This window comes from Variovorax sp. FW305-3-2-15-B-LB1, from assembly GCF_058787635.1.
The window spans coordinates 232057-246047 of the sequence record NZ_JBYSZY010000002.1 but is presented as its reverse complement, the minus strand read 5'-3'; the positions used below and the strand labels follow the sequence as shown (position 1 = coordinate 246047).

At 68.8% G+C, this 13991-nt stretch carries 12 protein-coding genes; 1 reads left to right on the top strand and 11 read right to left on the bottom strand.

Translation table 11 applies throughout. The annotated features are described in order from the left end of the window. Positions 1-933 (top strand): LysR family transcriptional regulator (locus AC3WQR_RS02675; protein WP_492741068.1); only part of this gene is annotated, 933 nt, incomplete at its 5' end. 10 nt (positions 934-943) lie between these two features. Here the strand turns inward: AC3WQR_RS02675 and AC3WQR_RS02670 are convergent. The 11 genes from AC3WQR_RS02670 to mraY all read right to left on the bottom strand — a co-directional run bounded on the left by AC3WQR_RS02670 (position 944) and on the right by mraY (position 13979). After that, positions 944-1120 carry a hypothetical protein gene (locus tag AC3WQR_RS02670; RefSeq protein ID WP_167394968.1) on the bottom strand — a complete coding sequence of 59 codons (177 nt, stop codon included), beginning with the start codon at positions 1118-1120 and terminating at the stop codon, positions 944-946. Positions 1121-1145: 25 nt separating this feature from the next. Then, positions 1146-2069, bottom strand: a complete 924-nt coding sequence (gene lpxC, locus AC3WQR_RS02665; protein ID WP_056575680.1) for a UDP-3-O-acyl-N-acetylglucosamine deacetylase — start codon at positions 2067-2069, stop codon at positions 1146-1148. Between the two features lie 227 nt (positions 2070-2296). Further along, positions 2297-3511, bottom strand: coding sequence for a cell division protein FtsZ (gene ftsZ, locus AC3WQR_RS02660; protein ID WP_062474218.1), 1215 nt, complete (start codon positions 3509-3511; stop codon positions 2297-2299). Positions 3512-3681: 170 nt separating this feature from the next. Beyond that, positions 3682-4911 (bottom strand): cell division protein FtsA, encoded by a 1230-nt coding sequence (gene ftsA, locus AC3WQR_RS02655; protein ID WP_056575685.1) that lies wholly within the window; start codon positions 4909-4911, stop codon positions 3682-3684. A 20-nt stretch (positions 4912-4931) separates the two neighbouring features. Next, entirely contained in the window at positions 4932-5720 is a 789-nt protein-coding gene (locus tag AC3WQR_RS02650; protein WP_062474220.1) for a cell division protein FtsQ/DivIB, read from the bottom strand. A gap of 3 nt (positions 5721-5723) precedes the next feature. Beyond that, positions 5724-6695, bottom strand: coding sequence for a D-alanine--D-alanine ligase (locus AC3WQR_RS02645; protein ID WP_062474222.1), 972 nt, complete (start codon positions 6693-6695; stop codon positions 5724-5726). Then, on the bottom strand, positions 6692-8155 hold the full coding sequence (murC, locus tag AC3WQR_RS02640) for a UDP-N-acetylmuramate--L-alanine ligase (RefSeq protein WP_492741067.1): 1464 nt from the start codon (positions 8153-8155) through the stop codon (positions 6692-6694). The genes AC3WQR_RS02645 and murC overlap by 4 nt, the downstream gene beginning before the upstream one ends. After that, a complete protein-coding gene (gene murG, locus AC3WQR_RS02635; RefSeq protein WP_487848087.1) occupies positions 8152-9216 on the bottom strand; it encodes an undecaprenyldiphospho-muramoylpentapeptide beta-N-acetylglucosaminyltransferase in 1065 nt (354 codons plus the stop codon). The genes murC and murG overlap by 4 nt, the downstream gene beginning before the upstream one ends. Next, the gene (gene ftsW / locus AC3WQR_RS02630) at positions 9213-10508 is read right to left on the bottom strand and encodes a putative lipid II flippase FtsW (RefSeq protein WP_062474228.1); all 1296 of its coding nucleotides are present in this window, start codon (positions 10506-10508) and stop codon (positions 9213-9215) included. The genes murG and ftsW overlap by 4 nt, the downstream gene beginning before the upstream one ends. Further along, positions 10505-12790, bottom strand: a complete 2286-nt coding sequence (gene murD / locus AC3WQR_RS02625) for a UDP-N-acetylmuramoyl-L-alanine--D-glutamate ligase (protein WP_492741066.1) — start codon at positions 12788-12790, stop codon at positions 10505-10507. The genes ftsW and murD overlap by 4 nt, the downstream gene beginning before the upstream one ends. Positions 12791-12800: 10 nt before the next feature. Beyond that, positions 12801-13979, bottom strand: a complete 1179-nt coding sequence (gene mraY / locus AC3WQR_RS02620) for a phospho-N-acetylmuramoyl-pentapeptide-transferase (protein WP_070060130.1) — start codon at positions 13977-13979, stop codon at positions 12801-12803. Positions 13980-13991 lie beyond the last annotated feature (12 nt).

Here is a 13991-nt window from a genome sequence, read left to right as displayed (position 1 = left end):
CCCCGCCCTCGCCTGCCGCCGCACACGGCCGTGCGCGCCTTCGAGGCCGCGGCGCGCCACGGCAGCTTCGCGCGCGCGGCCGAAGAGCTGTTCGTGACGCCCGCCGCCGTCGCGCAGCAGATCAAGGCGCTCGAGACCTGGGCCGGCGGTGCACTGTTCGAGCGGCACAGCCAGGGCATCCGGCTCAGCGCGCACGGCCGGCGCGCGCTGCCTGCGCTCAGTGCAGCGGTCGACCAGCTCGGCCTCGCGGTGCAGGCGCTGCGCCAGGAAACCCAGACCGCCGCGCGCCGCAGCACGCTGCAGGTGGCGGCCCTGCCGGCCATGGCGCAGCTGTGGCTGTCGCCGCGGCTCTCGCGGCTGAAGGCCGCGCTGCCCGGCGTGCAGGTGTCGGTGACGGCGCTGGAGCAGCCACCGAATTTCCGGCGCGAGCCCTTCGACCTCGGGCTGTTCTACGCGCGCGGCGCCGAAGCCGCCGTCGGCGCCACGGGCATCCCGCTCGCACGCGACCGCCTCGTGCCCGTGTGCAGCCCGCGCGTGCGCGCATCACTGGAGAGCGCACGCCCGCGCCCGCTCGACGACCTCGTCGACGTGCTCGCGCGCTGCGGCGGCCTGCACGACACGGTGTGGCGCGACGACTGGTCTCGCTGGCTGCAGGCCGTGCGCCCCGGCACCACCTCGACCGAAGCCGATGCGCTGGCTGCCGGCCCGGATTTCTCGCTCTACAGCCTCGCGCTGCAGGCCGCGCTCGACGGCGAAGGGGTGCTGATGGGGCGCGAGCGGCTGGTGGCGCCGTTGCTCGAGAAAGGCCGGCTGCACGCGCCCTGGGGGCGGCCGAAGGCGCTGGGAGACACGCTGATGCTGCTGGTGCCCGCGCACCGCAAGGGGCCGCTGCTCGCGCAGCAGGTGCAGGCGCTGCAGGCCCTGGTCGATTGAGCGGCTCGCGCTACGCGACGCGCTCGGCGATGAGAACGGCGAAGAAGCCGAGCGCCGCCAGCACCGTCCACTTGAACACGATCCAGCCGAAGCGGCGGTACTTGACCTGCCCCGTGCCCGCATAGAACGCGAAGGACACGCCCGCCACCAGCAGAAGCAGCAGGATGGCCCAGCGAAAGAGAAGCATCGGAAAGAAAAGGCGTGCGCCGGGCTTACCAGGCCCGCGCCACTTCGCCGAAGCCGCGCGGTGCGCGCTTCTCGTCCTCGAAGGTCACGACCTCGTAGGCGTCGCTGTGCGAGAGCAGCTCGCGCAGCAGCTTGTTGTTGAGCGCATGGCCCGAGCGGAACGCGGTGTACGCGGCCAGCAGCGGCTTGCCGATGATGTACAGGTCGCCCATGGCGTCGAGGATCTTGTGCTTCACGAACTCGTCGTCGTAGCGCAGGCCGCCGGCATTGAGCACCTTGGTGTCGTCCATGACGATGGCGTTGTCCAGGCCACCGCCGAGCGCCAGGCCCTTGCTGCGCATGTACTCGACTTCTTTCGTGAAGCCGAAGGTGCGTGCGCGCGCGATGTCGCGGCTGTACGAGTCGGTGCCCAGGTCGAACTCCACGCGCTGGCCGGTGGAGTTGACGACGCGGTGGTCGAAGTCGATCTCGAAGCTCAGCTTGAAGCCGTGGTACGGCTCCAGGCTCGCCCACTTCTCGTTGGCGCCCTCGCCTTCGCGCACCTCGACCTTGCGCAGCACGCGGATGAAGCGGCGCGGCGCCTTCTGCAGCTCGATGCCCGCGCTTTGCAGCAGGAACACGAAGGACGAAGCCGACCCGTCGAGGATCGGCACTTCGTCGGCCGTGATGTCGATGTAGAGGTTGTCGATGCCCAGGCCCGCGCAGGCGGACATGATGTGTTCGACGGTCTGCACCTTGGCGCCGCCCGTGGAGACGGTGGACGCCAGGCGCGTGTCGGTGACCGATTCGGCGGTCATGCGGATCTCGACCGGCTCGGGCAGGTCGACGCGGCGGAACACGATGCCCGTGTCGGCGGGGGCCGGTCGCAGGGTCAGCTCCACGCGTTGGCCGCTGTGAAGCCCCACGCCCACGGCGCGGCTGATCGACTTGAGGGTTCGTTGTTGCAGCACGCCCGAGATTTTAGGCGGGCGGCGACCGTGACGCCCTATTCCCTTCGCTATGGCCGCGATAGACATGGACCGGTCAGATAAGAAAGAACAAAAAAGCCGGGGAGCCCCCGGCGGTGGACGCAAGGGGCACGAGGTGGACGCAGCGCCTAGAGCCGGGGGTCAGTCCCTTTCAGGTCTTCCCCGTCCCCTTGCGAACCCTCGTGCCCTCTGCGTTCGGTGGCCTGCGGTCAGTCTGCTTGACGGCGCAGGAATGCGGGGATCTCGAAGTCGTCCATGCCACCCGACGACAGCGCGTCGACCTTGGCGGCGGCCATCGTGCGGTTGGTGCGCCACACGCTGGGCACGGCCATGCCGTCGTAGTTGGGCTGGCTGCCCGAACCACCACCCGCGTGGCCCACGCCGCCGAGCGTCGGCACGGTGAACGGGATGTTGTCGGTGCCGGTGCGGATCACTTCGAGCGTCGGGGCCTGGCGGCGTGCGTCGGCACGCGACAGGCCCGTGGCCACCACCGTGACGCGCATCTGGTCGCCCAGGCTTTCATCGTAGGCGGCGCCGTAGATCACGTGCGCGTCCGGCGAGGCGTAGGCGCGGATGGTGTTCATCGCGAGCTTCGACTCGTTCAGCTTCAGCGAACCCTTCGATGCCGTCACCAGCACCAGCACGCCCTTGGCGCCCGAGAGGTCGATGCCTTCGAGCAGCGGGCAGGCCACGGCCTGTTCGGCGGCGATGCGCGCGCGGTCAGGGCCTGCGGCCGCGGCCGTGCCCATCATGGCCTTGCCGGGTTCGCCCATCACGGTGCGCACGTCTTCGAAGTCGACGTTCACGCCGCCGTACTCGTTGATGATTTCCGAGATGCCGCCCACGGCATTCTTCAGCACGTCGTTGGCGTGCGCGAAGGCTTCGTCTTGCGTGATGTCTTCACCGAGCACGTCCAGCAGCTTCTCGTTGAGCACCACGATCAGCGAGTCGACGTTGGCTTCGAGCTCGGCCAGGCCGGCGTCGGCGTTGGTCATGCGGCGGCCGCCTTCCCAGTCGAAGGGCTTGGTCACCACGCCCACCGTCAGGATGCCCATTTCCTTGGCCACGCGCGCGATCACGGGTGCCGCGCCAGTGCCGGTGCCGCCGCCCATGCCGGCCGTGATGAACAGCATGTGCGCGCCGTCGATGGCGGCGCGGATGTCGTCCACCGCGGCTTCGGCCGCGTCACGGCCCTTCTCGGGCTTGCTGCCGGCGCCCAGGCCGCTGATGCCCAGCTGGATGTTCTTGTGCGCGTTGCTGCGTTGCAGGGCTTGCGCGTCGGTGTTGGCGCAAACGAACTGCACGCCTTGCACACCACGCTCCATCATGTGGGCGACCGCATTGCCACCGCCGCCGCCGACACCGATCACCTTGATCTGCGTGCCCTGGTTGAATTCTTCGACTTCGATCATTTCGATGGTCATTTCTAACTCCTTGAATATTGCAGTTGCCGTTATGTGTCTATGAATATTTCTTTTGCCGTGACGTGATCAACGGGATCGCCGTCGCGATGGTGGACCGGTGCGTCGCCATCGCTCGTTGAAATGCAGCGGAGGGCCCGCGCGTGCGAGCCAGAGTGGGGAGTGGTTCATGGTCAGAAGTTCCCCACGATGAAGTCCTTGAAACGTCCGAACGCAGTCTTTACGGACCCGTTCTTCTGTGCGACCTTGAAGCCACGCATGCGTGCAAAACGTGCTTCTTCAAGCAGGCCCATCACGGTGGCCGCGCGCGGCTGCGCCACCATGTCCGAGAGCGCGCTCGAGTACTTCGGAATGCCGCGACGCACGGGCTTGAGGAAGATGTCTTCACCGAGCTCGACCATGCCGGGCATGACGGCGCTGCCGCCCGTGAGCACCACGCCCGACGACAGCACTTCCTCGTAGCCCGACTCGCGCACCACCTGCTGCACCAGCGAGAAGATTTCTTCGATGCGCGGCTCGATCACGCCGGCAAGCGCCTGCTTGCTCAACATGCGCGGGCCGCGATCGCCAAGGCCGGGGACTTCGACCTGCGATTCAGGGTCGGCCAGCAGCTGCTTGGCGTAGCCGTGCTCGACCTTGATGTCCTCCGCGTCCTTGGTGGGCGTGCGCAGGGCCATCGCGATGTCGCTCGTGATGAGGTCGCCCGCGATCGGGATCACGGCCGTGTGGCGGATCGCGCCGTTGGTGAAGATCGCCACGTCGGTGGTGCCCGCGCCGATGTCGACCAGCACCACGCCCAGTTCGCGCTCGTCTTCGGTGAGCACCGCCTGGCTGGAGGCCAGCGGGTTGAGCATCAGCTGGTCGACCTCCAGGCCGCAGCGGCGCACGCACTTGATGATGTTCTCGGCCGCGCTCTGCGCGCCAGTCACGATGTGCACCTTGGCCTCCAGGCGCATGCCGCTCATGCCGATCGGCTCCTTCACGTCCTGGCCGTCGATCACGAACTCCTGCGGCTCCACCAGCAACAGGCGCTGGTCGCTCGAGATGTTGATGGCGCGCGCCGTCTCGACCACGCGGGCCACGTCGGCGGGCGTGACTTCCTTGTCCTTCACCGCCACCATGCCGCTCGAATTGATGCCGCGGATGTGGCTGCCGGTGATGCCGGTGTAGACGCGGCTGATCTTGCAGTCGGCCATCAGCTCGGCTTCTTTCAGCGCCTGCTGGATGCTCTGCACGGTGGCGTCGATGTTCACCACGACGCCGCGCTTGAGGCCGTTGCTGGGCGCGATGCCCAGGCCGGCCAGCTTGAGCTCGCCGCCTTGCAGCACCTCGGCCACGACCACCATCACCTTGGCGGTTCCGATGTCCAGGCCTACGACCAGGTCTTTGTATTCTTTGGGCATGTAGATGTCCTCGGTATTCGCTACTTGATTTTTCTTGGGGCCTCGGGCGAGACCGTGGTGACGCCGCGCAGCCGCAGGGCATACGCGTCGTTGTGGCGCAGATCGGCGCGTTCGACGTCGGCCACCGTGCGGCGGTACTGGCCCGCGACCTGCGTCACGGTCTTCAGGAACCGCTGCAGGCGCGCCGACACCTCGTCGCTCTGGCCGCGGCCGAGCTCGATCTCGGCCCCGCTGTCCAGCAGCACCTTCCAGCTGCCGCGGCTGGACAGCCGCAGCTCGGCGATGTCGAAGTCATAGGGCTCGAACATCGGCGCGAGCACGCGGTACATGCCCAGCACCTGCCCGGCCTGCTCGATCGGACCGTCCAGGCGCGGCAGGTCGGCGTCGACCTCGGCCACGTTGGCCTCGAACACGTCGCCGAAGCCGTTGATCAGCTTGGAGCCGGCCTCGTCGCCCCACACCGCCACCGGCACCTGCTCGGTCAGCGTCACGCGCAGCTTGTTCGGGAACTCGCGCCGCACCACCGCGCTGCGCACCCACGGCACCGTCTCGAAGGCGGTGCGCGCACGCGCCAGGTCGATGGTGAAGAAGTTGCCCTTGAGCTGCGGCGCCACGTTGGCGCGCAGCGTGACCGCGTTGTTGTGCGTGACCTCGCCGTCCACCTTGATGCCCGAGATCGGGAAGAAAGGCTGGCGCAGCACCCACCACGCGCTCGCCGCCAGCAGCATGAGCGCCACCAGCACGAACGCAACGTTCGCGACGATGTTCATCAGCTTGACGTCGAAGGGAGCGGGGATGCTGTCGGCCATGGCTTAGTTCGCGCCTCCCTTGGCATCCAGCGATGCGGACGCGAGCACACGCACGCACAGCTCTTCGTAGGGAATGCCCGCCGCGCGCGCCGACATCGGCACCAGCGAATGGCTGGTCATGCCGGGCGAGGTGTTCATCTCGAGCAGGAAGGGTTTGCGGTCGCTGGCGCGGATCATCACGTCGGCGCGGCCCCAGCCGCGGCAGCCGAGCGTGTGGTACGCGGCCAGCGTGATGCGCTGGATCTCGCGTTCCTCGGCCTCGGGCAGGCCGCTCGGGCACTGGTACTTCACGTCGTCGGTGAAGTACTTGTTCTGGTAGTCGTAGGCACCTTCGGGCGCGGCGATGCGCACCACCGGCAGCGCGCGCGCGTCCAGGCCCTGGCCGAGCACGGCGCAGGTGACTTCCTCGCCGTCGATGAACTCCTCGCACAGCACGTCGGCGTCGAACTTCGCCGACAGCGCGACGGCATCCTGCATCTGCGAGTAACCCTCGACCTTGGTCACGCCGATGGACGAGCCCTCGCGCGGCGGCTTCACGATCAGCGGCAGGCCGAGCACGTCGGGCACGACCATGATCTGCTCGCGACTTTGCTGGTCGAAGGCCAGGCGCACGTACTTGGGCGTGGGCAGGCCGTCGGCCTGCCAGATGCGCTTGGTCATGACCTTGTCCATCGCCACGCTCGAGGCCATCACGCCCGAGCCGGTGTAGGGAATGCCGAGTAGCTCGAGCGCGCCCTGCACGGTGCCGTCTTCGCCATGGCGGCCATGCAGCGCGACGAAGCAGCGCGCGAAGCCTTCGCGCTTCAGGTCGGTCAGCTCGCGCTCCGATGGGTCGAAGGCATGCGCGTCGACGCCGCGCGAACGCAGGGCCTGCAGCACGCCGGCACCGGACATCAGCGACACCTCGCGTTCGGCGGAACTGCCGCCGAACAGCACGGCGACCTTGCCGAAAAGTTGTGGATCCTGAAGGCTCACGCGGCCCTCCCCTTGCGCGCAGTGCGCTCTGAAGTTGTTGATGAGGGTGCGGGCGGCGTGCCGAGTTCGACCACCTTGCCCGGTACCGCGCCGATGGAGCCTGCACCCATGCACAGCACCACGTCGCCCGCGCGGGCGTTGTCCAGGATGGCCTGCGGCATGGCGACGATGTCGTCCACGAACACCGGCTCGACCTTGCCGGCCACGCGCAGCGCGCGCGCCAGCGTGCGGCCGTCGGCGGCCACGATGGGCGCCTCGCCCGCGGCATAGACCTCGCCCAGCAAGACCGAATCGGCCGTGCCGATGACCTTCACGAAGTCCTCGAAGCAGTCGCGCGTGCGGGTGTAGCGGTGCGGCTGGAAGGCCAGCACCAGCCGGCGCCCCGGGAAGGCGCCGCGCGCGGCCGCGATGGTGGCCGCCATCTCGACCGGGTGGTGGCCGTAGTCGTCGATGACGGTGAAGCGCCCGCCGGCCGTGTCGTTCGGCACGGCCACGTCGCCGTAACTCTGGAAGCGGCGGCCCACGCCCTTGAAACCGGCCAGGCCGCGCTGCACCGCTTCGTCGGCAATGCCGAGCTCGACCGCCATGGCGATCACCGACAGCGCGTTGCGCACGTTGTGCTCGCCCGGCAGGTTCAGCACGATGGGCAGGTCGGGCAGCGTCACGCCGTTGCGGCGCTGCGCGGTGAAATGCATCTGGCCGCCGACGGCGCGCACGTCGATGGCACGCACCTGGGCGTCCTCGCCGAAGCCGTAGCTGGTGACCGGGCAGGTCACGTCGGCCACGATCTCGCGCACCGCCGGATCGTCGGTGCAGAGAATGGCCACGCCGTAGAACGGCATGCGGTGCAGGAAATCGACAAAGGCTTTCTTCAGCTTCGCGAAGTCGTGCCCGTAGGTCTCCATGTGGTCGGCGTCGATGTTCGTGACCACTGCCATCACGGGCAGCAGGTTCAGGAACGAGGCGTCCGACTCGTCGGCCTCGACCACGATGTAGTCGCCGCTGCCCAGCTGCGCGTTGGCGCCGGCGCTGTTCAGACGCCCGCCGATCACGAAGGTCGGGTCGAGCCCGGCGGCCTCGAGCACGCTCGCGGCCAGGCTGGTGGTGGTGGTCTTGCCGTGCGTGCCGGCGATGGCGATGCCCTGCTTCAGGCGCATCAGCTCCGCGAGCATGAGCGCGCGCGGCACGACCGGAATGCGCTTTTCGCGCGCGGCCAGCACCTCGGGGTTGTCCGACTGCACGGCGGTGGAGGTGACGACCGCGTCCGCGCCGTCGATGTGCGCGGCGGCATGGCCCACGAAGGTGCCGATGCCCAGGCCCGAGAGCCGGCGCAGCGTGGCGCTGTCGGACAAGTCGGAGCCGGTGATCCTGTAGCCCAGGTTCAGCAGCACCTCGGCGATGCCGCTCATGCCCGAGCCGCCGACGCCGACGAAGTGGATGTGACGGATCGCGTGCTTCATTTCGCAAGCTCCTCGCAGGCGCGGACAACCGCGTCCACTGCTTCGGTCTTCTGCAGGGTCTTGGCCTTGGTGGCCCGGTCGATCAAGGTCGCGCGTTCGGTTTTCTGTAGCAAATCAGCCAGCAATTCAGGGGTGAGGTCGGTCTGTTGCACCAGCCAGCCGCCGCCCGCGTCCACGAGGAAGCGCGCGTTGGTGGTCTGGTGGTCGTCGACCGCCGAGGGGAAAGGCACGAACAGCGCTGCTGCGCCGACGGCCGCGATTTCGGTGACGGTGCTGGCGCCGGCGCGCGCGACGATGAGGTCGGCCTCGGCGTACGCCTGCGCGGTGTCGTCGATGAAGGGCGTGAGTTCGCCCTCGACACCGGCCGCCGCATAGTTGGCGCGCAACTCGTCGATCTGCTTGGCGCCGCTCTGGTGCAGCACCTGCGGGCGGGCGTCGGGCGCGATGCGCGCCAGCGCCTGCGGCACGACGGCGTTGAGCGCACGCGCGCCCAGGCTGCCGCCGACCACCAGCAACTTGAGCGGCCCCGTGCGGCCCGCGAAGCGCGCGGCCGGATCGGGCTGCGAGGTGAAGGCCGCGCGCAGCGGATTGCCCACCCACTGCGCCTTCTTCAGCACGTTCGGGAAGGCCGTGAACACGCGGTCGGCCACGCCGGCCAGCACCTTGTTGGCGAGGCCGGCGACCGAGTTCTGCTCGTGCAGCACCAGCGGCTTGCCCATCAGCACGCCCATCATCCCGCCCGGGAAGGTGATGTAGCCGCCCAGGCCCACCAGCACGTCGGGCTTCACGCGGCGCACCACGGCCAGGCTCTGCCAGAAGGCGCGCAGCAGCTTCAGCGGCAGCAGGAACAGCGTGAGCGGACCCTTGCCGCGCACGCCGCCGAACTGCACGGGCTCGAAGGCGAAGCCGCGCGGGGGCACGAGCTTTTCTTCCATGCTGCCGGGCGCGCCCAGCCAGTGCACGCGCCAGCCGCGCTCGCGCAAGGCCTCGGCCACGGCCAGGCCCGGGAAGATGTGGCCGCCCGTGCCGCCTGCCATGACGAGTGCGGTACGGCCGGTCATACGCGACCTCCCCGCATCAGCACGCGGTTCTCGTAGTCGATGCGCAGCACGACAGCGAGCGCCACGAGGTTCATCAAAATCGCCGAGCCGCCGAAGCTCATCAGCGGCAAGGTCAGGCCCTTGGTCGGCAGTGCGCCCAGGTTCACGCCCATGTTGATGAAGGCCTGAAAGCCGATCCACACGCCCACGCCCTGGGCCACGAGGCCCGAGAACACGCGGTCGAGCGCGATCGCCTGGCGGCCGATGTGCATGATGCGGCGCGTGAGCCACAGGAACAGGCCGATGATCAGCAGCACGCCGATCAGGCCGAACTCTTCGCCGATCACGGCCAGCAGGAAGTCGGTGTGCGCCTCGGGCAGCCAGTGCAGCTTCTCGACGCTGCCGCCCAGGCCCACGCCGAAGACCTCGCCGCGCCCGATGGCGATCAGCGAGTGCGACAGCTGGTAGCCCTTGCCCAGCGCGTGCTCCTCGCTCCACGGATCGAGGTACGCAAAGATGCGCTCGCGGCGCCACGGGCTGCTCGCCACGATGGAGCCGAAGGCCACCACCACCAGCGTCGCGATCACGAAGAACATGCGCGCGTTCACGCCGCCCAGGAACAGGATGCCCATGGCGATCACGGCGATCACCATGAAGGCGCCCATGTCGGGCTCGGCCATCACCAGCATGCCGACCACCACCACCGCGATGCCCATCGGCAGCACGGCGCGGAAGAACCGTTCCTTGATCTCCATCTTGCGCACCATGTAGCTGGCGGCGTAGAGCACCATCGCGAACTTGGCCAGCTCCGACGGCTGGAAGCGCATGAAGCCCATCGGCAGCCAGCGGCGCGCACCGTTCACGTTGATGCCGATGTGCGGAATGAGCACCGCCACCAGCAGCAGCAGCGAAGCCACGAAGAGCCAGGGCGCAGCACGCTCCCAGGTCTTCATCGGGACCTGGAAGGTCAGCAGCGCGGCGATGAAGGCGATGACCAGCGAGGCTGCATGCCGCGTGAGGAAGTACGAGGCGCTGTAGCCGGCGCGTGCGAAGCGCGGGTTGTCGGGCAGCGCGATCGAGGCCGAATACACCATGATCAGGCCCCAGGTCATCAGCGCGACCGTGACCCAAACCAGCGCCTGGTCGAAGCCCAGCACGCGCATCGGCGTGGCCTTGGTCTGCGCGACACCGGCGCCGCCCAGCCGCACGGGCAGGTGCACGGGCAGCGAATCCATGCCGCTGCGGGCGCGCCTGAACCAGCCGCCGAAACGGCTGCCGGTGCTGGTTTCCTGGCCTGCGGCTGCGGAGTTCAAATCGGGTCCTCCATCGATCCGGCGGTGGACAGCGAAGCTTGCGGGGCGTACGACACCACCGCGTCGTCGCCACCCACGGCCTCGCGCGGGCTGTCGGCATAGGCCTCGACGGCCTCGCAGAACACCTCGGCACGGTGCGCGTAGTCCTTGAACATGTCGAAGCTCGCACAGGCCGGTGACAGCAGCACGGCATCGCCGGGGTGGGCGCGCGCGGCGGCGAGCTTCACGGCCTCTTCCATCGAGCCCGCATGCTTCAGCGAGACGCCGGTGGAAGCCAGCGCGGCCTCGATCAGCGGGGCGTCGCGGCCGATCAACACGACGGCGCGCGCGTACTGGCGCACGGGGTCGGCCAGCGGCTCGAAGTCCTGGCCCTTGCCTTCGCCGCCGAGGATCACGACCACGCGGCGCTCCTCGCCGAGGCCGCTCAGTGCGGCCACGGTGGCGCCGACGTTGGTGCCCTTGCTGTCGTCGAAGAACTCGACCTCGTCCACGATGGCGATCGGCTCGACGCGGTGCGGCTCGCCGCGGTACTCGCGCAGGCCGTAGAGCATCGGGCCCAGCGGGCAGTCGGCGGCGCTGGCGAGCGCGAGCGCGGCCAGGGCGTTCATGGCGTTGTGGCGGCCACGGATGCGCAGCGCGTCGGCGGGCATGAGGCGCTGGAAGAAGAGCTCTTCTTCCACCACCGCGCCGCGCTTGCGCTTCTGCGTTTCGTCGGCTTCCAGCGCGCGCACCAGCCAGGCCACGCCGTTGATGCGCTCGATGCCGTAGTCGCCGGGGCGCAGCGGCATCGCGCCACCGAAGGTGACGTGGGTGCGGATCTGCGGACGCTGCAGCCGCACCTTGACCGGCGGCGGCAGCATGGCCATCACGCCGGCGTCGTCGCGGTTGAGGATCATCAGGCCCTTGGCGCCGAAGATGCGCGCCTTCGCGGCCGCGTAGGCCGGCATGTCGCCATGCCAGTCGAGGTGATCCTGCGTGAGGTTGAGCACGGTCGCGGCCGTGGGCTCGAAGCCCTGCACGCCGTCGAGTTGGAAGCTCGAGAGTTCGAGCACCCACACGTCGGGCAGCGTGCCGGCGTCGAGGTGCCCCGCCAGCGTGTCGAGCAGCGTCGGGCCGATGTTGCCGGCCACGGCCACGGTCTTGCCCGCGCGCTCGACCAGCTGGCCGGTGAGCGAGGTGACGGTGGTCTTGCCGTTGGTGCCGGTGATGGCGAGCACGGCGGGCGTGTAGCCCTTGGGCGCTTCGGGCTCGGGTTCGGGTACGAGTTCGAGCTGCGGCGTGGCCTCTTCCTCGACCGCGGCCGACGCCGGGTTGGTGGCGGACAGCTCGGCGATCTTGGCGACGAACTCGGCGGCCTCGCGCGCCGCGGTGGGCACGTAGGGCTTGCCGGGGGTCGGGAGCCGGGAGACGGTGGCGGCGGGTGCGGGCGACACGGCGGGCGTTTCGGCGGCGGCTGGTGCTGCGCCGTTTTCCGTGGCTGCGTCTTCCGTCGTGGCGCCTTCGGCGACGACGTCTTCGGCGGGCGGCGTCACCGGCACGCTCAGCGATGCATCGCGCGGCATGGCTTCGGCCATGGCGGGCGGTGTGACTTCAGCGGCTTCGGTCGGTTCGACGGGAGCGACGGGTTCGGCTTCTGCGGCAGTCGCATCGACCGGCAGTGCGGCTTCGGTCGGCTCTGCCGTCGGCTCAGGAGCCACAGCGTCAGTGAGTGCAACAACGTCAGTTGCTTCAACAGGCGCAGCCGCTTCGGCTTCGCCTTCGACAACCGCAGCAGCCTCCGGCGCAGGCACTTCCGGCGTCTCGACCACCGCAGCCCCCGCCACAGGAACCTCTTCGCTCAGGGCCAGCTCGGCCTGGGCCGGCGTTTCAACGACAGGCTCGACCACGGCGGTTTCGACCGGCACTTCAGCCTCGACTTCCACCACCGGCACCTCGACCGTCCGCAGGTCGAGCAGCGCGCGCGCGAACAGGTCCAGCTCGCCGCCGACCACGAGGCCCACGGCCTTGGCGGCGTCGACGACTGGCGCCAGCGTCGCGGGCGACAGGCCCGGCGAGCGGTACACGGCGCGGATCGGCGTGCCTTCGACCAGCGCGGCCGTGAACGGCCCGCCGATGAAGGTGGCGTCGGGCAGCTCGGCCTGCAGCGTCGCGAGCGAGGCGGGCGCCTCGCGCGTGTCGGCCACGGTCACGACCGCGCCGTGGCGCGCGCACCAGCGCGCCATCGCCAGCCCGGACGCGCCGAGGCCGAGGATGAGAACGGGGAGGTCTTTCAGGTGCCGCATGGTTGTGTTGTTACCGCAGCTTCAGCGTCGACAGGCCGATGAGGCACAGCAGCATCGTGATGATCCAGAAGCGCACGACGACCTGCGTCTCGCGCCAGCCGCTCTTCTCGAAGTGGTGGTGCAGCGGCGCCATCTTGAGCACGCGCCGGCCTTCGCCATAACGCTTCTTCGTGTACTTGAAGTACATGACCTGCGCCATCACCGAGATCGCCTCGACCACGAAGATGCCGCCCATGATGAAGAACACGATCTCCTGGCGCACGATGACCGCGATGGTGCCCAGCGCGCCGCCCAGCGCCAGCGCGCCCACGTCGCCCATGAAGACCTGCGCCGGATGGGTGTTGAACCAGAGGAACGCGAGGCCCGCGCCGGCCATGGCCGAGCAGAACACCAGCAGCTCGCCCGAGCCCGGGATGTTGGGGAACAGCAGGTACTTGGAGTACACCGCGCTGCCCGTGACGTAGGCGAACACGCCCAGCGCCGAGCCCACCATCACCACCGGCATGATCGCCAGGCCGTCGAGGCCGTCCGTGAGGTTCACGGCATTGCTCGCGCCCACGATCACCAGGTAGGTGAGGATCACGAAGCCGATGCCGCCCAGCGGGTAGCTCACTTCCTTGAAGAAAGGCACCAGCAGGTTGATCTTGGGCGGAAAGTCGAGGTCGAAGCCCGAGCGCACCCAGGCGTAGAACAGCTCGAGCACGCGCCAGTTGGAGCTCTCGGAAATGCTGAACAGCAGGTAGAAGCCGGCGAGCAGGCCGACCAGCGATTGCCAGAAGTACTTTTCGCGCGAGCGCATGCCTTCGGGGTCCTTGCGCACCACCTTGCGCCAGTCGTCCACCCAGCCGATGGCGCCGAAGCCCATCGTGACCCACAGCACGATCCACACGAAGCGGTTCGAGAGATCGAACCACAGCAAGGTAGCGAAGGCGATGGCGAACAGCACGAGCACGCCACCCATGGTGGGCGTGCCGCTCTTGGTCAGGTGCGTTTCCATGCCGTAGCCGCGGATCGGCTGGCCGATCTTGAGCGCGGCGAGGCGACGAATGACGTACGGGCCGGCCACCAGGCCGACGACGAGCGCGGTCAGCGCGGCCATGAGGGCGCGGAACGTGAGGTAGTTGAAAACGCGCAAGAACCCGAACTCGGGCGACAGCGTCTGCAGCCATTGGGCCAGGGACATCAGCATGGTGTGTTGCGC